This window comes from Streptomyces sp. MAR4 CNX-425, from assembly GCF_048656465.1.
Lineage (GTDB): Bacteria > Actinomycetota > Actinomycetes > Streptomycetales > Streptomycetaceae > Streptomyces.
This window is the reverse complement of record NZ_JBMDLF010000003.1, coordinates 600,790-618,761: the sequence shown is the minus strand read 5'-3', so window position 1 is coordinate 618,761 and position 17,972 is coordinate 600,790. Positions and strand designations below refer to the sequence as shown.

The window sequence follows — 17,972 nt, the reverse complement described above, 5'->3', positions numbered from 1 at the left end:
CGGGTCGTCTGTCGGGGTGTTGCCCGCGGTTCTATGATCGTTACGCTGTGTGAGAGGGGGTGGTTGCATGGTGGCCGGCGGGTCGGCGACGCGGCGGGCGCAGGAGGCGCGGCGGCAGGAGGGGCTGTTGCGTGCGCAGTGGCGGGCGGCCCGGGAGGAGGCGCGCCGCTGGGAGGCTGCGAGCGAGGGGGAGCGCCTGGTCGCCGCCCAGTTGCTGGTGCTCACCGAGCGGGGATGGCGCCTGCTGGTCGACCGCAGGTGGCCGGGGACCCGTGCGGCCAACGTGGACATGCTGCTGGTGGGGCCCGGGGGCGTGTTCGTGGTCGATGTCAAGAACTGGCGGTCGGCCCCGGAGGTCGTGGACGGAAGGTCGCTGCGCGCCGGGGGCGAGTCGCGTGACAGCCACGCGGCCAAGCTCCTGGCCGTCACGAGAGCGGCGGAGGGGGCCGTGGCGTCCCTGGGGCTGTCGCCGGTGGGGGTGCAGCCGCTGATGGTGTTCGCGGGCCGGCGCGTGCACGTGGAACTCGGCCGGATCAGGCTGCTGGGGGAGCACGAGGTCGGGCCGTGGCTCATGGCCGAACGCGGCCGGTTGCGGAAGGAGTCCGTACGGGCCATAGCCGATCATCTGGAGCGGGTCTTCCCGGAGTACGAGGATTCCGCCGTCCCTGGGACAACGACGGAACGATCAGCGGCTGGGGAGGAGCCGTCGCAGGGCTTGTTCGACATCGACGGGCTCCGCGAGGCGGTACTGAACGACGCCCGCCGGGCGCCGATCGAGCGGTGGATGACCTTCCTCGACCCCGACCAGGTCACCCTCGTCCGCCGGAACTGGGCCGGCCCGGCCCGTATCAGCGGCCCGGCCGGCACGGGCAAGACCGTCGTCGGGCTGCACCGCGCGGCGTACCTCGCGCAGCGCACGACAGGGCGCGTTCTCTACGTCACCTTCGCCAACAACCTCCCCCGGGTCCAGGCCACGTTCCTCGCGTCCATGGCGCCGTCCGTCGTGGACCGGGTGGAGTTCCGCAGCCTGCACTCCTGGGCGCAGGAGTACTTGCACAGTCGCGGCGTACAGACCCGGCTGCACGGCGGTAAGGCCGAGACCGCCTTCAGCCTCGCCTGGAAGAACGTAGGCCGCGACAGCTGCCTCGCCGAGATCGATCCCGGGCACGGCTACTGGCGTGAGGAGATCGCGTACGTCATCAAGGGCAGGGGGATCACCACCTTCGACCAGTACGCCCTGCTGTCCCGCCGGCGCCGCCGTGCCAGCCTGCGCCGCCACCATCGGCAGGCCGTGTGGACCCTCTACGAGGCGTACGAGTCCATCCGCGCCGAGCGCGGCGTGGACGACTTCGACGACGTACTGGCACGCGCGCTCGCCGAGGCGCGCGGCGCGGAACGGCCCCCGTACGACGCGGTGATCGTCGACGAGGTCCAGGACCTCACCCTCGTCGGGCTGCGGCTGCTGCACACCCTGGCCGGTGACCGGCCCAACGGCCTCCTGCTGATCGGCGACGGCCAGCAGGCCGTCTACCCGGGCGGCTTCCGCCTCTCCGAGGCCGGAATCGACATCCGCGGGGATCGCGGGCAGGTGCTGCGTACCAACTACCGCAACAGCAAGCAGGTCCTGGAGGCCGCTCTCGCCGTCGTCGCGGACGACTCGTTCGAGGACATCGACGGGCTCCGCACCAGTGGCCGCCGGCAGGTCGACCTCACGTACCACGACGGCAGCGTGGCCAGGGTGTCGAAGCCGACCCCGGCCGAGCACGACGAGGCTCTCCTCGCCGCGTTACGTGCGTTGCCGCCCGCGGCCCGCGCCGACTCCGCGGTGCTCTGCCCCTCCATCAAGGCCATCGCGCACTACCAGCGGCTCCTGACCCGCGCCGGCATACCGGTCTGCCTGCTGGAGCACTACGACGGGCACCCCGCCGAGGGCGTCAAGCTGGGCAGCTACCGGCGGGCGAAGGGCCTGGAGTTCAAGAACGTGTTCCTCCCGCGGCACGACGCGCGCGTGTCCGCGGCCGCGGGGGCGAGTGACCCGGAGGCGCCGGAGACCGCACGCGAGCGGCACGAGCTGGCGCGCAGCCAGCTCTTCGTGGCCATGACCCGGGCCCGCGACCGCCTCTGGCTCGGCAGGGTGGCCCCGGAGCCCCGCTAGCGGATGCCACCCGCCTCGACGGCCGGCGCCCACCACCCGGGCCTCCTTCGCGTCTGCGGCGAGCGGGTCCGGCCCTTCCTCAGCCCTGCTCGGCGGTGAGGATCTCGGCTGCCCGCTCGCCGACCACGAGGGCGGGGGCCATGGTGTTGGCGACGGTCACGTGGGGGAGTATCGAGGCGTCGGCGACGCGGAGGCCCTCGACGCCGTGCACCCTGAGCCTCGCGTCCACGACGGCTCCCTCGTCCCGTCCCATCCGGGACGTACCGCTCTGGTGCCAGAAGGTTTCCCCGGCGTTCCGTACGAACGGCTCGACCGTGTCCGTCGCGGCGGACGCGGGGGACACCTCCCGCTTGGCGAACGGGCGGAGCGCGGCGGAGTTGCCGACCTCGCGGGCCATGGCGACGGCGGAGAGGGCCGAGCGCAGGTCGTCGGGGTCGGCGAGGAAGTTCGTCTCGATGCGCGGTCCGGCCAGCGGGTCCGTGCTCGCCAGGCGGACCCGGCCGCGGCTGCCGGGACGCGGCCGGATCGCGGGCATCAGGGTGAAGCACCGCTCCGGCGGCGGGTACTGCGCCGCGCTCTCGGGGGAGACGGACGGCGCCGGCGAGACGTACATGACGAACTCCGGCGCGCCCGGCCGCGTTTCGTCCTCCCGGAAGCAGACGGCCTGGCTGCGAGTGGGTACCGGCAGCCGCGCGTCCGTGGCCTCCCACATGCAGGGCAGGCGCAGGTGGTCGTCGAGGTTGCGGCCGACGCCGGGCAGGTGCTGGGCCACCGGGATGCCCACGTTCCGCAGTTCGCGCTCGTCTCCGATCCCGGACCGCATGAGTACGGCCGGGGTGCCGAGCGCACCGAGCGACAGCACCACCTCTCGCGACGCGTGAGCACGCAGCGGCCTGCCGTCGCGCACGAGTTCGACGCCGCGGGCGCGGCCTGCGGAGAGCAGGACGCGGGAGACCGTCGTGTGCGGGAGTACGGTGAGGTTCGGCTGCGCCGCGCGGTCGGCGACGTAGCGGCGGAAGGGGCTCTGCCGCACGCCGTTGTGGATGTTCTCGTCCCGTACGGCGCCACCGGAGTTCGCCTCCATCAGGGCGCCGTTGGCGCTGCCGAATCGGGGGATGCCGGTGGCCTCGGCGCCGTCGAGGAAGGCGGTGAAGAGCGGGTGGACGTCCTTCGCCGGCCGTATCCGCATCGGCCCGCCGGTGCCCCGGCGCTCGGGGTCGGGCGCGCCCTGCCAGTCCTCGATGCCGCGGTAGTGCTCCAGTACGTGCGCGTAGCCCCACGCGGGATCGCCCGCGGCCTCGGCGTACGAGTCCCAGTCGCTCCGGTGGCCACGGGCCCACACACCCGCGTTGACAGCTCCTCCGCCGCCCAGCCCGCGGCCTGTCGCGTACGCGAGCCGGCGCCCGTTCAGATGCTGGTTCGGCTCCGTGACGTGGTCCCAGGTCCGCTCGCTGCCCAGGTTGGCCGGCCACAGGTCGGGATCGCGGACACGTTCGTCGTCGTCACCGCCGCCGCTCTCGACGAGCAGTACCGAGACGGCCGGATCGGCCGCAAGTCTGCCCGCGAGAACGGAACCCGACGGACCGGCTCCGCTCACGATGTAGTCGAACGCGGCACCGTCGTCCAGGTGGTCGGCGAGTGCGAGCCGGTGCGTGGTCCGGGCCGAGGCCGGGATCGCCGCGGCGTCGGCGGGGTGGCTCCTCATGTTCAGCGTCTCCTTGGAGTATCAGCCGCGGTCGGTGTCCCGGGCCTGTTCATAACCGAGTTCGAGCAGGGCGGCACGCAGTTTCCCCGCGGCGTCGTCCAGAGCGGACTGGTCCTCCTCCGGCTCGGCCTTGGTGAAGTCGAAGTCGGACATGTCCCAGACGGGAGCGACATGGATGTGCAGGTGCGGCACCTCGAAGCCCGCGATGACGAGGCCGGCCCGCGGGGCGTCCCAGGCCCGCCGCACCCCTTGCCCAACGGCCTGGGCGACCTCCATGCACCGCGCCAGAAGCGCACCGTCGGCATCCGTCCACCGGTCGATCTCGCGCCGGGGGACGACGAGGGTGTGCCCGGGCCGCAGGGGCGCGACGGTGAGAAACGCGGTGACCTCGGGATCCCGCCAGACGAAGCGTCCGGGCAGCTCGCCGGCGATGATGCGGGAGAACAGGGTGGGCACGACTGAGGTTCCTTTCACATACGGCGGGCGGCTCAACCGCCGGGTCCCCGGGTCCGGGGGGAAGTCCGAGGGACGGACGGGAAGTTCAGGCCACAGGTGCCGGGGGCGCCGGATCCCCGGCGGTGCGGTGTCCGGCGGGCGTGGTCGGCGGTTTTCAGGAGCGGTGGGCCCAGGGGATTGCGGTGAGCAGGCGCTCCAGTTGCCGTTCGCCGTCGCGGGTCTGCCCGCCGTGGTCCATCAGTACGCGGAGGCGGTCGACGACGTCGTCCGGGGAGGGGTAGACCTTCGCGTGGGCGGCGGCTTCCTCGGCCAGGTTCGGTACGGGGCCGCTGGCCTCGGCGGCGTCCAGCGCCTCCTTCGCGGCGGCGGCCACGCCCTCGGGCAGGGCGGCGATCCGGCGGGCGAGGGCGTCGACGAAGGCGTCGAGGTGTTCGTCCGGGATGGCGCGGTTGATCCATCCGTAGCGTTCGGCGACGGAGGTGTCGTACAGGTCGGCTCCGAGCACGATCTCCAGGGCGCGGGCGCGGCCGACGAGCCGGTTGAGGTACTGGGTGCCGCCCCCGCCGGGGAAGATGCCCATCAGCGACTCCGGTTGGCCCAGCCAGGTCCGGTCCGCGGCGGCGAAGCGCATGTCGGCGGTCATCGCCAGTTCGGCGCCGCCGGCGCGGGCGTATCCGCGCAGCTTCGCGATCGTCACCTGCGGGAGGGTGCGCAGCCGCTCGTCGAGCTGCTGGAGGGGGTTGAGGGCGGGGTCGGCGTCGGGGTCGGCCAGGGCCAGGAGGGTGCTCGGGTCGAAGGACCACTCGAAGTCGGCGTGTGCGGAGAAGAACTCGGGGTTGGCCGACTGGAACACGATCACGGCGAGGCCCTCGTCGGACGCGGCCTCGTCCGCGAACGCCTTGAGGTCGCCGGCCAGTACGGCGTCGACGGTGTTGACCGGCGGGTTGTCGAGGGTCACCCAGGCGATCCGGTCCTCCACCCGGACCACCAGGGACGTGTATCCGCTGTAGCTCATCGCTTGCGCTCCTTTGGGCGGCGGCCCGACGGTCTCCGCCCGACGTGGTTCTGCGTACGTTGCGGAACCGGTGGGGGCGGTTCCGTGGTGCCGCGGTCCGGTACGTACGCACCGGGTGACGCGAGTCGCTCGCACCGGCAGGGGTCGCGGGCGAGTAGACCGGTCGTATAGTACTCCAGAACAGGGTAGACGTCGAACTTCCCGAAGGAGCGGGCGTCATGGGACGCGTCAAGGTCGCTACGGAGAAGAGGCCGTGCGCAACGCCTGGAACGTGGCGGCGGGTGCGGGGCCGATCGCCTCGGCCGCTGCCCGCCGACCTGGCCGACCAGTTTCCGGGCGGACATCCCCCGCATCGACGTCCCCGCCCTGATCCCGCACGGCACGGCCGACCGCACCCTGCCCGTCGACGTACGTCACCGCATAGGCGACTGGTCTAATGGAAGGTAGGGTGGTGACCACGCCGGCAGTCCAAGGCGACGCCGCGCGGGCCCTGTATGACATGTGGTTCGGGGAAAGCGTCAGAGCCAAGACCCACCGCGACATCACCCCCTGGACACCACGATGACGATCACCCGCCGACTCCCGCACCCGTACATGCCGGTTCCGGCCGGCGCCCGATCAAAGGAGAGCCGCATCACTCACCGACGACGCGGGCACCGGCCCATTGCCGGCGGGGTCCGCCGGCAGACCCGCGACTGACCAGCCGTGCCCTTCCGGTCAGGAGTTCTGCCGGGCGTACTCGGTGGGTGCGAGTCCGTAGCGCTGCTTGAAAGCGCGGCTGAAGTGGCCGCTGTCGGCGAACTGCCAGTGCGCGGCGATCTCCGAGACGGTCAGCCGAGACGCCGACAGCGCCTGCCTGGCCGACTCCAGACGTCTCTCCCGGATGTAGGCGGCCACCGATTCCCCGCCCGCCGCGAACGCGCGTTGCAGCGTGCGTACGGAGACGTTCAGCTCCCGGGCCAGCATCGTCGGCGAGAGATCGGCGTCGGCGAGCCGCTGCCGCGCGAGGTTCTTGGCCGCTTGGGCGAGGGCCGGGGCGAGGCGCGTGTTCACATCGTCGAATCCGCCGTGTGCCACCGCGAGGGCCAACTCGACCAGTGTGTCCCGCGCGGCCCGGACGCCGGCCGGGCTCAGCTCGGGCCGTACCTCCTCCACCATCGTGGCGTGCGCCACCAGGAGGCGTACCTCGGCGGCGTCGGCGTGGCCGGCGACCTGACGGCCGGCGAGGGCCGGGGAGAAAGGGGCGGCGGGCATGACGATGCACCGCGCTCTCGTGCGCGGGGGGAGCGAGAAGTGAGGTATCCCCCCGGCGTGCCGCAGCAGGAACTTTCCCGCCGCCACGGTGTGTTCCACGCTGCTTCGCCTGCTGCCCAGGGCCCAGGCTCCTCTGTGCACCAGCCACAGGCGGACATGATCGGTATCCGGAACTGGCCCCTCCGCCGTTTGTGCCGGCGACACACCGTCCACGGTGGTGAGGGCCACGTCCTGCACCTTCGCGGCACGGAAGCGCAGCCGGAAGTCGGCCGCGGTCGCCGCGCTGAACGTGGGGAGAGGGAACTCCTCTCCGATGTGGGCGCACCAGTTCTGCTCGTAGTCGTGCCGACCGGCGGCGGCCACACGACGTGAGTCGAGTGAGAAGGATGCGGGCTTGTCGTCCATGGTCCACAAGTCTGCATCCAGGATGTGTGTCGCTGATGTTCCAGTCGGTTGTCGCATGGGTTCATGCCGAGGCTTACGTGATCTCCCTAGTGTGCGAAGCACTGACAGATCAGGAGGACTTGGTGAACGAGCAGCCCTACCACCAGTGCGACGAACGCGACCACAACGGCCGCGTGGCTGTGATCACCGGTGCGGGCGGCGGCCTCGGCGTCCCCATCGCACACCGCTTCGCCGCCGACGGATACACCACGGTACTGGTGGGGCGTACCGAATCGACCTTGCGCAGGGCCGTCGAGAGCGGCCCGGACGGGGGCGACATGCACCCGTGGGTCGGCGACGTCTCCGACCTGACCGCGATCACCGCCCTCATGGACGGGGTGGCCGAGCGCTACGGGCATCTCGACGTCCTCGTCAACAACGCGGGGCTCGCGCTGCCGGGCACCGTGGAGAGCACGAGCGAGGACGACTACCGCGCCATGATGAGCGTGAACGTCGACGGCGTGTTCTTCGCTTCCCGCGCCGCCCTGCCCCACCTGCGCGTGGTCGGCGGGTCCATCGTCAACATCGGCTCCGTCGGTGGCGTGCGCGGAGACTGGAGGCAGGCCGTCTACAACACGGCCAAGGGAGCGGTGGTCAACCTGACCAACGCGATGGCCCTCGACCACGGCCGGGAGATCCGGGTCAACGCCGTCCACCCCGGAGTGACGGCCAGCACCGAGACGATCCGGGCGGCGCTCGCCGAAGGCACGCCGCTGCGCGAGCGGTTCGACGACCGTGTACCGATGGGCCGGCCTGGCGCCCCCACCGAGGTGGCCGCCGTAGTGGCGTTCCTCGCCGGCTTCGGCGCCTCGTACGTCAACGGCGCGCACATCCCCGTGGACGGTGGTCTGACCGCGTCGAACGGTCAGACCGATCTCTACCGCTGACGCGACCTGACCGCGGCCTCGCCTGCAAGGGGCGCGGGGCCGCCGTGGCCGGGCCTCCCCGTGCCGGCGTGCACCGCCACGGCCGACGGTCCTCAGGCGCAGCGCCGTAACCCCGTGCGACGGCACTCATCCAGAAAGAATGACATGGCACTCTTCGAACATCCTCTCGTCCCTGCCGGGGCCGCTGAACCGCCGGTGGGAGACACCGGCCGCATGCTGCAGATGATCACCGGATACTGGGTGACTCAGGTCGTGCGCACCGCGGCGGAACTGCGCATCGCGGACCATCTGCACCCGGCTGGAGCCACCGCCGCGGAGGTGGCGGACGCCGAGTCACTCGATCCCCAGGCGACGTTCCGGTTCCTGCGCGCGTGCGCCTCGGTCGGTCTGGCCCGCTGCCAGGACGGTGAGCGGTTCACCGCCACGCCGCTGCTGCGGACCCTGCGCGCCGGTCGGCCCGGCTCACTGCGCGACCTGGCACTGTACGACGGCACGGCCTCCCACTGGGCGCCCTGGGGAAACCTGTCCAAGGCGATACGCACGGGCTCGCCGCAGACCGTGGCCACCCTCGGCGCCCCCATCTTCGACTGGCTCGCCGTGCACCCGGAGGAAGCCGCGGTCTTCACCGCCTCCATGAACGCGATGACCCAGGGTCTGGCCCATCAACTGGCCGACGTCATCGACCTGAAGGACGCCAGGACCGCCGTGGACGTCGGAGGCGCCAGCGGCAACTTCATCCACACCCTCATGCTGCGCCACACGGAGCTGACCGGCGTGGTGCTCGACCTGCCCCACGCCCACGCCGAAGCCATGGCCTCCGCTGAGCGACTGGACGTGGCCGACCGGTTCACCTTCGTCGACGGCGACTTCTTCGAGAAGGTCCCGGCCGGCGACGTACACCTCCTGAAGTTCGTTCTCCACGACTGGGACGACGACTCCGCCGTGCGCATCCTGGAGAACTGCCGCGACTCGCTCACCCCCGGTGGGCGGGTGCTGATCGCGGAACTCATCGTCGACCGGCCGGGAGAGCCCGGGCTCCCACCACTGATGGACCTGAACATGATGGCTCTGGCGACCGGACGGGAACGGAGCGTCGACGAGTTCCAGCGCCTCTTCCAGCGGGCGGGCCTGACTCTCTCCAGGATGTCCGCCTCTGCCTCTCTGGTGTCAGTGCTGGAGGCCGTACCTGCCTCGTCCGGCGCGGACGCGCGGCGTGCGTGAACGGCGAAGGCGGCCGGCAGCGTAAGGAAGAAGACCCCGGAAGCAAGCCGCGGCTTGCCGCAAGACAACGTGAAGAAAGGGGCCGTGCACATGACCGGTACGAGTGAGGCGAACCTGCCGGACAACTGGGGCCGATGGGGGCCGGACGACGAACTGGGCACCCTCAACCTCATCACCGACGAGGTACGCGCCAGGGCCGCCGCGGAGGCGCGGACCGGCCAGTGGGTGTCACTGGCGCAGCCGATCACGCCGAACGCGATGTTCTTCAGCCCGTTCTCGCCCGAGACGGTCGAGTCGTCGCCGGTGCAGCAGATGGTGTCCCACACCGGCGGACCGGTGGCAGCCGATCTGTCGGTGGTCCACCACCACCACTGGAAGTCGACGCACCTCGACGCCCTCGCACACTGGTCGACCGACGGCCAGGTCTACCCGGGCCGCCCGAGGGAACAGGTCGTCACCCCCGTCGGCATCACGCACGCGTCGACGGCTGCCTTCGCCGCCGGGATAGTGACACGTGGGGTCCTGCTCGACCTGGCCGTCGAAGGCCCCCTTCCGCCCGCCTACGCGGTGACGTCACACGACTTCGAACAGGCCGAGAAGCGGCAGGGAGTCACGGTGGGCTCCGGTGACGCACTGGTGGTCCGACTCGGCTGGACGGGACGCGCGCCCCACGACGTACCGAGCCCGGGAATCAGCATGGACGCGGTTCGATGGATGCACCGCCGAGGGGTCGCCCTCGTCGCCCCGGACAGGGGTGACGCGCATCCGCCCCTGAACCCGGACGAACCCTCCCCGCTGCACGGGGTGGCGCTCGGCCGGATGGCGATGCCCCTGATCGACGTGCCCCAACTCGATGACCTCGCGAAGCTGTGCACGCGACTGCAGCGCCACAGCTTCCTGCTCACCGTCGCTCCACCCCGCGTCCACGGCCTGACCGGCGTACCGGTCAACCCCCTCGCGATGTTCTGACCGCGCAGTTCACCACCGTCACGATCTTCGGGCACTCCCACCCCGGGCGCTGCCATTGCACCGACGCGATGAACCCCTGTTGGTCCGGACAACGAACAATCCCCAGGCCGTTGACCTGGGGATTCGATGTGGAGCGGGCGACGGGAATCGAACCCGCGCTCTGAGCTTGGGAAGCTCATGTTCTACCATTAAACTACGCCCGCGCAGCGCCCCTCGGGGCGCTTCGTCGCTGCCACTCTACCGTATCTGCGCCCCCCGGCGAGGCCGTCGGGGGGCGTGGCCGTGTCCGGGGTGGAGGGGGCGGGTGTGGGCGGGAGTTGGGGTTACGGTGGGGGCGCGGCCGGGGTTGGGTGGGGGCGAATGGTCCCGTAGTGTGGCTTTTGTTGCGTTACGGGGAAGGAGTCTGATGGAGTCCACCGTCGTCCGATGTGCCGAAGGGCACGTCTTCAGCACCACCTCGCTCCCGATGCAGAACGTCGGTGCCGCCCGGCGGATCGGGTCCGGCGGGCTCGTACGGTGTCCGCGCTGTGCGCGGTTGCGGAACGTCGTGCCGGTGGGGAAGGGCGAGGCGCGGTAGCCGGGCGGGCAGCCGGTAGGGTCGGGGCGTGCTGCTCTCTGACAAGGACATCCGGACCGAGGTCGACGCGGGGCGGGTGCGGATCGAGCCCTTCGACGACGTGATGATCCAGCCGTCCAGCGTGGACGTGCGTCTCGACCGCTACTTCCGGGTCTTCGAGAACCACCGCTACCCCCACATCGACCCCGCCGTCGAGCAGAGCGACCTCACGCGGCTCGTGGAGCCGGAGGGCGACGAGTGCTTCATCCTGCATCCCGGGGAGTTCGTGCTGGCCTCCACCTACGAGGTCGTCTCGCTGCCCGACGACATCGCCTCCCGGCTGGAGGGCAAGTCCAGCCTCGGGCGGCTCGGGTTGCTGACGCACTCCACCGCCGGGTTCATCGACCCCGGGTTCAGCGGGCACGTGACGCTGGAGCTGTCCAACGTCGCCACCCTGCCCATCAAGCTGTGGCCGGGCATGAAGATCGGGCAGCTGTGCATGTTCCGGCTGAGTTCGCCCGCCGAGCATCCGTACGGGTCCGCGAAGTACGGCTCCCGGTATCAGGGGCAGCGGGGGCCGACGCCGTCGCGGTCGTACCTCAACTTCCACCGGACGGCCGTCTGACGGGCCCTACAGGGTGCCCAGCTTGATCAGGAAGAGCAGCGCGACCAACTGGATCGAGCACGCTCCCAGCGCCCGCGGCCACGGCAGGTCGTGGGACTTGCTCACCATCGACGTCAGCAGCACTCCCGCCGCCAGCCACGTGAGCCAGCCCACGCCCTGCGCGAACGTGTGCTCGCCGCCGATGAACATCGCGACCAGCAGCCGCGGCGCGTCCGTGACCGCCACCACCAGCATCGCCAGGCCCACGGTCGGGGCCAGCGCGCCCGCGCCGCCCAGCTGGCGGGCGAGGGTGTGCGTGACGGTGCCCATGACGAGGCCGCTGAGCGTGACCGCGACGCCGGTGGCGATGATCCACGGGATGCTCGTGGAGATCGTCGAGTCGAGCACCTCGTCGCGCGCCTGCTCCAGGCCGAAGACGGCGAGCAGGCCGTAGAGGAAGCTGACGGTCACCGCGGGGCCCCACATGCTGTGGTCCCGCATCTGCCAGAAGGTGCGGTTGGGGTGGAGGACGATGCCGCGGAGCAGGTCCTTCCAGTGCAGCCGCGGGCCTATGGGCGGGGCCGCGGCCTGGCCGGCGCGGTAGACCTGGCCATCGTCGTAGCGCCTGTCGTCGTAGCGCCCGTCGTCGTAGCGCCCGTCGTGGTGGCTGCCGTACCGGCCGTCGTCGTACGGGCCGTAGGCGTCCGGCGCCGCGCCGATGCCGTACGGCTGGGTGTTGCCGGGGCGGTCGGCGGCGTACGGGTCGGGGCCGCCGCCGTAGTACTCGGGGCCCGGGGCCTGGCCGCCATGGGGCTGCTGCCACTGGCCGCCGCCGTGCGGCGGCTGCCCCTGCCCGTACCGCGGTGGTCCCTGCTGCCCGCCGCCGGGGGACTGGTGTCCCCGGCCCCTTCTGAATCCTGCCACGCAGTCGAACGTACCCGGTCTTCCGGGCCCGGGTCACCGGTGCCCCGGAATACGGGGGACCTTTGCGGCCGGACCGGCCCGTCCCGTAGGGGTTCCGCCCTACGGGACGCGGGGTGGCCAGGACCCGGCCCGGGGGAGGTCCGGGCCCTGGCCGTGCTCGGAAGACCGCCTGCCGTGGCCAAAGGTTGTACGAATATGCCCAGTTGACTTGCACGGTGACAGAAGGTGGCATTCCGTGTACGGCCCGGGGTGCTCCCCGCTCCGGCACCCCCGCGGCCGGCCCCGCAGGTGCACGGGACCGGCCGCCGTGGGGGGTTGCCTGTGGTACCCCCGTTCCGCGTTCCGCTCGTCGAACAGTCTCGCCGTACCGTGCCCTTACGTCGCCGGCTGCGGCTCCGGCTCGCTCTCCGCCGCCCCGCCGCCGTCCGCGGGCGGCTCGTCCGCCGGCGTCTTCACCGAGTCCAGCAACAGCTGCGCCACGTCCACGACGGCCAGCGACTCCTTCGCCGCCCCCGCGTTCTTCTTGCCGTTTACGGAGTCCGTAAGCATCACGAGGCAGAAAGGACACGCGGTGGACAGAATGTCCGGATCCAGCGACAGCGCCTCGTCCACGCGCTCGTCGTTGATCCGCTTGCCGATGCGCTCCTCCATCCACATGCGGGCGCCGCCGGCGCCGCAGCAGAAGCCGCGCTCCTTGTGCCGGTGCATCTCCTCGTTCCGTACGCCCGGGACCTTGGCGATGATCTCGCGCGGGGGCGTGTAGACCTTGTTGTGCCGGCCCAGGTAGCAGGGGTCGTGGTACGTGATGATCCCCTCGACCGGCGTGACGGGGACCAGCCGGCCCTCGTCCACGAGGTGCTGGAGCAGCTGCGTGTGGTGGATGACCTCGTAGTGGCCGCCGAGCTGCGGGTACTCGTTGGCGATGGTGTTGAAGCAGTGCGGGCAGGTGGCGACGATCTTCTTCTTCGCCTTCTCGACCGTCACCCCTTCGTCCGAGCCCGCGGCGGAGCCGCTGTCAGACGCAGCGCCGAACGCCGTGTTGAGCATCGCGACGTTCTCCTCGCCGAGCTGCTGGAAGAGGAACTCGTTGCCCAGGCGCCGCGGCGAGTCGCCGGTGCACTTCTCGTCGCCGCCCATGATCGCGAACTTCACGCCCGCGATGTGCAGCAGCTCCGCGAACGCCTTGGTGGTCTTCTTCGCGCGGTCCTCCAGCGCCCCCGCGCAGCCCACCCAGTACAGGTAGTCGACCTCGGAGAGATCCTCGACGTCCTTGCCGACGACCGGGATCTCGATGCCCGTGTCCGCCGCCAGCTCCTTCGTCCACGCGAGGCGCTGCTTCTTGGCCAGCCCCCAGGGGTTGCCCTTCTTCTCCAGGTTCTTCAGCATCGTGCCCGCCTCGGACGGGAACGCGCTCTCGATCATCACCTGGTAGCGGCGCATGTCCACGATGTGGTCGACGTGCTCGATGTCGACGGGGCACTGCTCGACGCACGCCCCGCAGGTGGTGCAGGACCACAGCACGTCGGGGTCGATGACGCCTTGCTCCGCCGCGGTGCCGATCAGCGCGCGCTCGGCCTCGGCGAGCGCGCCGGCGGGGACGTCGGCCAGCTGTTCGGCGGTGGCCTTCTCCTCGCCCTCGGCGGTCTTGCCGCCGCCGGCGAGCAGGTACGGGGCCTTGGCGGCGGCGTGCTCGCGCAGCGACATGACGAGCAGCTTGGGCGACAGCGGCTTGCCGGTGTTCCAGGCCGGGCACTGCGACTGGCAGCGGCCGCACTCCGTGCAGGTGGAGAAGTCGAGGATGCCCTTCCAGGAGAAGTGCTCGACCTGGCTGACGCCGAAGACGGCCTCCTCGCCGCCCTCGTCGTCGAAGACGGTCTCGAAGTCGATCGGCTTGCCGCCGGAGACCATCGGCTGAAGCGGGCCGAGGGCGACCGCGCCGTCGGCGTTGCGCTTGAACCAGATGTTGGGGAAGGCGAGGAAGCGGTGCCAGGCCACGCCCATCGTGGTGTGGAGGCCGAGGACGGTCGCCCAGATGAAGGAGACCGAGATCTTGACCATCGCGACGAGGTAGACGAGGTTCTGTACGGAGCCGGTGTCCATCCCGTCGACGGCGGCGGTCACGGGGTACGACACGAAGTAGGCGGCCTCGTACGAGTCCACGTGGTGCAGCGCGCCCTCCAGCCCGCGCAGCACCAGGATGCAGATTCCGATGACGAGGATGACGTACTCGACGAAGTACCCCTGCCACATCGTCGAGCCCGCGAAGCGCGACTTGCGGCCGGCCTTCGACGGCAGGCTCAGCAGCCGGATCGCGATGAGCGTGAGGATGCCGACCGTGGTCATCAGCGCGATGAACTCCACGAACAGCTCGTACGGCAGCCAGCCGCCGATCACCGGCAGCAGCCAGTCGGCCTGGAAGAGCTGCCCGAAGGCGTTGACGAGCGTCAGCACCAGGGTGAGGAAGCCGATGGCGACGAACCAGTGCGCGAAGCCGATGACGCCCCAGCGGTTCATCCGGGTGTGGCCGAGGAACTCCTTGGCCAGGGTGGCGCTGCGCGCGACCGGGTCGTCGGTGCGGCTGCCGGCGGGGACCGGTGTGCCGAGGCGGATGAAGGCGACGATCTGCCCGACGGCGCGAGCGAAGAGCGCGACGCCGACCGCGGTGATCACCAGCGATACGACGATGGCGGCGAGCTGCATGGAGGGCTCCTCGGCCTGTCTGCTGCGTGTGTGCTGCTGTCCTGCTCTGCTGTGCCCGGTCTCGGCCTACCCGGCTACTACTAAGCGGTAACTTACCGTTTCCCCGCCTGAGGGTACCCGGGCGGCCCGGGCCGCTGAAGCCGCCCGGCCGGTGACGTGCGTCGCGCCTCCGGCGTCGGCGCGACCTCCGGCCCGTACCCCGAAAACCCGTTCCCACCTGGGCTGACGCACAAAACTTGAGTCTGATTGACTCAGCTGAATTGCGCCTGGCGGGCCGCCCATGGCACTCTTGAGCCTGACCAGCTCAAGGCAGAGCACCTGAATCCGGAGGATAGACAACATGGCACGTGCGGTCGGCATCGACCTGGGCACGACGAATTCTGTCGTCAGTGTTCTCGAGGGCGGTGAACCCAGCGTCATCACCAACGCCGAGGGCGCCAGGACCACGCCGTCCGTCGTCGCCTTCGCCAAGAACGGCGAGGTGCTCGTCGGCGAGGTGGCGAAGCGCCAGGCGGTCACCAACGTCGAGCGGACCATCCGGTCCGTCAAGCGGCACATGGGCACCGACTGGAAGCAGCCGATCGACGAGAAGGAGTTCACGCCGCAGCAGATCTCCGCGTTCATCCTGCAGAAGCTCAAGCGGGACGCGGAGGCGTACCTGGGCGAGAAGGTGACCGACGCGGTCATCACCGTCCCGGCGTACTTCAACGACTCCGAGCGCCAGGCGACCAAGGAGGCCGGCGAGATCGCCGGCCTGAACGTCCTGCGCATCGTCAACGAGCCTACCGCCGCGGCCCTCGCGTACGGCATGGAGAAGGAAGACCAGACCATCCTGGTCTTCGACCTCGGCGGCGGCACCTTCGACGTCTCGCTGCTGGAGATCGGCGAGGGCGTCGTGGAGGTCCGCGCGACCAACGGCGACAACCACCTCGGCGGCGACGACTGGGACCAGCGCGTCGTCGACTACCTCGTCAAGCAGTTCCAGAACGGCCACGGCGTCGACCTGTCCAAGGACAAGATGGCGCTCCAGCGGCTCCGCGAGGCCGCCGAGAAGGCGAAGATCGAGCTGTCCTCGTCCACCGAGACGACGATCAACCTGCCCTACATCACCGCGTCCGCCGAGGGCCCGCTGCACCTGGACGAGAAGCTGACCCGGGCGCAGTTCCAGCAGCTCACCCAGGACCTCCTGGAGCGCTGCAAGACGCCGTTCCACAACGTCATCAAGGACGCCCGCATCGAGCTGTCCGAGATCGACCACGTCGTCCTCGTCGGCGGCTCCACCCGCATGCCGGCCGTCGCCGAGCTGGTCAAGGAGCTGACCAGCGGCAAGGAGGCCAACAAGGGCGTCAACCCGGACGAGGTCGTCGCCGTCGGCGCCGCCCTCCAGGCCGGCGTCCTCAAGGGCGAGGTCAAGGACGTCCTGCTGCTCGACGTCACCCCGCTGTCCCTCGGCATCGAGACCAAGGGCGGCATCATGACCAAGCTCATCGAGCGCAACACCACCATCCCGACGAAGCGTTCGGAGACCTTCACCACGGCCGAGGACAACCAGCCGTCGGTGCAGATCCAGGTTTTCCAGGGCGAGCGCGAGATCGCCGCGTACAACAAGAAGCTCGGCATGTTCGAGCTGACCGGCCTGCCCCCGGCCCCGCGGAACGTGCCGCAGATCGAGGTCACGTTCGACATCGACGCCAACGGCATCATGCACGTCGCCGCGAAGGACCTCGGCACCGGCAAGGAGCAGAAGATGACCGTCACCGGCGGCTCCGCGCTGCCGAAGGACGACATCGAGCGCATGATGCGCGACGCCGAGCAGTACGCCGAGGAGGACCACAAGCGCCGCGAGGCGGCCGAGACCCGCAACCAGGCGGAGCAGGTCGTCTACACCACCGAGAAGTTCCTCCAGGACAACGAGGACAAGGTCCCCGGCGACGTGAAGTCCGAGGTCGAGTCCGCGGTCGGCGACCTCAAGGAGGCGCTGAAGGGCGACGACACCGCCGCCATCCGGGAGGCGACCGAGAAGGCCGCCGCCACCAGCCAGAAGCTCGGCCAGGCGCTGTACGCCGACGCCCAGGCCGCCGGCGGCCCCGCCGGCGCCGAGGGCGCGCAGCAGGCGCAGGGCGACGCCCCGGGCGCCGCGGGCGACAGCTCCGGCCCCGCCGGCGGCGCCGATGACGACGTCGTCGACGCCGAGATCGTCGACGACGACAAGCCCAAGGACGGTGCCGCGTGACGGAGGAGACCCCGGGCTTCGAGGAGAAGCCCGACGTCCCCGACGACGCGGAGGCAGCGGAGGCACAGCCGGGCGGCCAGGCCGGCGCGGGCACCCCGCCCGCCGGCGCCCGGCGCGCCGACGGAGCCGGGCCGGGGTCGGGGGCCGCCGGGAGCGGGGACGCGAACAGCCCCCTGTCGGGCCGTCTGGACGAGGCCCGCAAGGCGCTCGACGAGCGGACGAAGGACCTGCAGCGGCTCCAGGCGGAGTACCAGAACTACCGCCGGCGGGTGGAGCGGGACCGGGTCGCGGTCAAGGAGATCGCGATCGCGAACCTGCTCACCGAGCTGCTGCCGGTGCTCGACGACATCGGCCGGGCCCGGGACCACGAGGAGCTGGTCGGCGGGTTCAAGTCGGTCGCCGAGTCGCTGGAGACCGTCGTCGCCAAGATGGGGCTCATGCAGTTCGGCAAGGAGGGCGAGCCCTTCGACCCGCTGATCCACGAGGCGCTGATGCACAGCTACTCGCCGGATGTCACCGAGACCACGTGCGTGCAGATTCTGCAGCCTGGGTATCGGATCGGCGAGCGGACGATCCGCCCCGCGCGGGTCGCCGTGGCGGAGCCGCAGCCGGGTGCGACGGTGTCGGGAGCGCAGGGAACGGACGACGCGGAGGACGGGAAGCAGGCCGACGCGGACGGCGGCGGGACGAAGTCCCCCGGCGCCGCGGACGCGGGCGGACCGGACGCCTCCGGGTCCGCGAAGGGCGGGTCCGCCGGGGAAGAAACGGACAGCGGTGGCCCGGACGAGGGGTGACGCCATAGCCGCCGCAGCCGTCACAGCCGCCGGAGCCGTCGCCGAGGGAGCCGAG

The 17,972-nt window shown here is 70.9% G+C and carries 13 protein-coding genes, 1 tRNA gene and 1 pseudogene; 8 read left to right on the top strand and 7 right to left on the bottom strand.

Annotated elements, in window-relative coordinates:
- Positions 1-67: 67 nt before the first annotated feature.
- A complete protein-coding gene (locus tag ACHZ99_RS12480) occupies positions 68-2,155 on the top strand; it encodes a UvrD-helicase domain-containing protein (RefSeq protein WP_420304539.1) in 2,088 nt (695 codons plus the stop codon).
- A 79-nt stretch (positions 2,156-2,234) separates the two neighbouring features.
- Here the strand turns inward: ACHZ99_RS12480 and ACHZ99_RS12475 are convergent, their stop codons facing one another.
- From ACHZ99_RS12475 to ACHZ99_RS12465, 3 genes are all read right to left on the bottom strand, one after another.
- A complete protein-coding gene (locus tag ACHZ99_RS12475; protein WP_420304538.1) occupies positions 2,235-3,860 on the bottom strand; it encodes a GMC family oxidoreductase in 1,626 nt (541 codons plus the stop codon).
- A 21-nt stretch (positions 3,861-3,881) separates the two neighbouring features.
- Complete coding sequence (locus ACHZ99_RS12470; RefSeq protein WP_420304537.1) at positions 3,882-4,316, bottom strand: HIT family protein; 435 nt, start codon at positions 4,314-4,316, stop codon at positions 3,882-3,884.
- 154 nt (positions 4,317-4,470) lie between these two features.
- Positions 4,471-5,331 carry an enoyl-CoA hydratase/isomerase family protein gene (locus tag ACHZ99_RS12465; protein WP_420304536.1) on the bottom strand — a complete coding sequence of 287 codons (861 nt, stop codon included), beginning with the start codon at positions 5,329-5,331 and terminating at the stop codon, positions 4,471-4,473.
- A gap of 235 nt (positions 5,332-5,566) precedes the next feature.
- Between ACHZ99_RS12465 and ACHZ99_RS12460 the strand changes: the two are divergent.
- Positions 5,567-5,751 (top strand): annotated as a pseudogene (locus ACHZ99_RS12460) (alpha/beta hydrolase); the annotation flags it as partial.
- Between the two features lie 297 nt (positions 5,752-6,048).
- Here ACHZ99_RS12460 and ACHZ99_RS12455 read toward each other — a convergent pair.
- The gene (locus ACHZ99_RS12455) at positions 6,049-6,990 is read right to left on the bottom strand and encodes a helix-turn-helix transcriptional regulator (protein ID WP_420304535.1); all 942 of its coding nucleotides are present in this window, start codon (positions 6,988-6,990) and stop codon (positions 6,049-6,051) included.
- A 122-nt stretch (positions 6,991-7,112) separates the two neighbouring features.
- Between ACHZ99_RS12455 and ACHZ99_RS12450 the strand changes: the two genes are divergently transcribed.
- The 3 genes from ACHZ99_RS12450 (at position 7,113) to ACHZ99_RS12440 (ending at position 10,106) form a co-directional block, all read left to right on the top strand.
- Positions 7,113-7,916, top strand: a complete 804-nt coding sequence (locus ACHZ99_RS12450; RefSeq protein ID WP_420304534.1) for an SDR family NAD(P)-dependent oxidoreductase — start codon at positions 7,113-7,115, stop codon at positions 7,914-7,916.
- 213 nt (positions 7,917-8,129) lie between these two features.
- A complete protein-coding gene (locus ACHZ99_RS12445; RefSeq protein ID WP_420304533.1) occupies positions 8,130-9,137 on the top strand; it encodes a methyltransferase in 1,008 nt (335 codons plus the stop codon).
- Positions 9,138-9,227: 90 nt separating this feature from the next.
- The gene (locus ACHZ99_RS12440; RefSeq protein WP_420304532.1) at positions 9,228-10,106 is read left to right on the top strand and encodes a cyclase family protein; all 879 of its coding nucleotides are present in this window, start codon (positions 9,228-9,230) and stop codon (positions 10,104-10,106) included.
- 129 nt (positions 10,107-10,235) lie between these two features.
- Here the strand turns inward: ACHZ99_RS12440 and ACHZ99_RS12435 are convergent.
- Positions 10,236-10,309 (bottom strand) — tRNA-Gly (locus ACHZ99_RS12435).
- Positions 10,310-10,711: 402 nt separating this feature from the next.
- Here ACHZ99_RS12435 and dcd point away from each other — a divergent pair.
- Positions 10,712-11,287: a dCTP deaminase gene (gene dcd, locus ACHZ99_RS12430; protein WP_420304531.1), complete on the top strand. Its 576-nt coding sequence runs from the start codon at positions 10,712-10,714 to the stop codon at positions 11,285-11,287.
- 6 nt (positions 11,288-11,293) lie between these two features.
- Here the strand turns inward: dcd and ACHZ99_RS12425 are convergent, their stop codons facing one another.
- Entirely contained in the window at positions 11,294-12,190 is an 897-nt protein-coding gene (locus ACHZ99_RS12425) for a Yip1 family protein (protein WP_420304530.1), read from the bottom strand.
- Positions 12,191-12,565: 375 nt separating this feature from the next.
- The gene (locus ACHZ99_RS12420) at positions 12,566-14,890 is read right to left on the bottom strand and encodes a heterodisulfide reductase-related iron-sulfur binding cluster (protein ID WP_420304529.1); all 2,325 of its coding nucleotides are present in this window, start codon (positions 14,888-14,890) and stop codon (positions 12,566-12,568) included.
- A 340-nt stretch (positions 14,891-15,230) separates the two neighbouring features.
- Here ACHZ99_RS12420 and dnaK point away from each other — a divergent pair, with 340 nt between their 5' ends.
- Together dnaK and grpE are read left to right on the top strand one after the other, a co-directional pair.
- Entirely contained in the window at positions 15,231-17,123 is a 1,893-nt protein-coding gene (gene dnaK, locus ACHZ99_RS12415; protein WP_420304528.1) for a molecular chaperone DnaK, read from the top strand.
- A complete protein-coding gene (gene grpE, locus ACHZ99_RS12410; RefSeq protein WP_420304527.1) occupies positions 17,120-17,917 on the top strand; it encodes a nucleotide exchange factor GrpE in 798 nt (265 codons plus the stop codon). The genes dnaK and grpE overlap by 4 nt, the downstream gene beginning before the upstream one ends.
- The last annotated feature ends 55 nt before the right edge of the window (positions 17,918-17,972 follow it).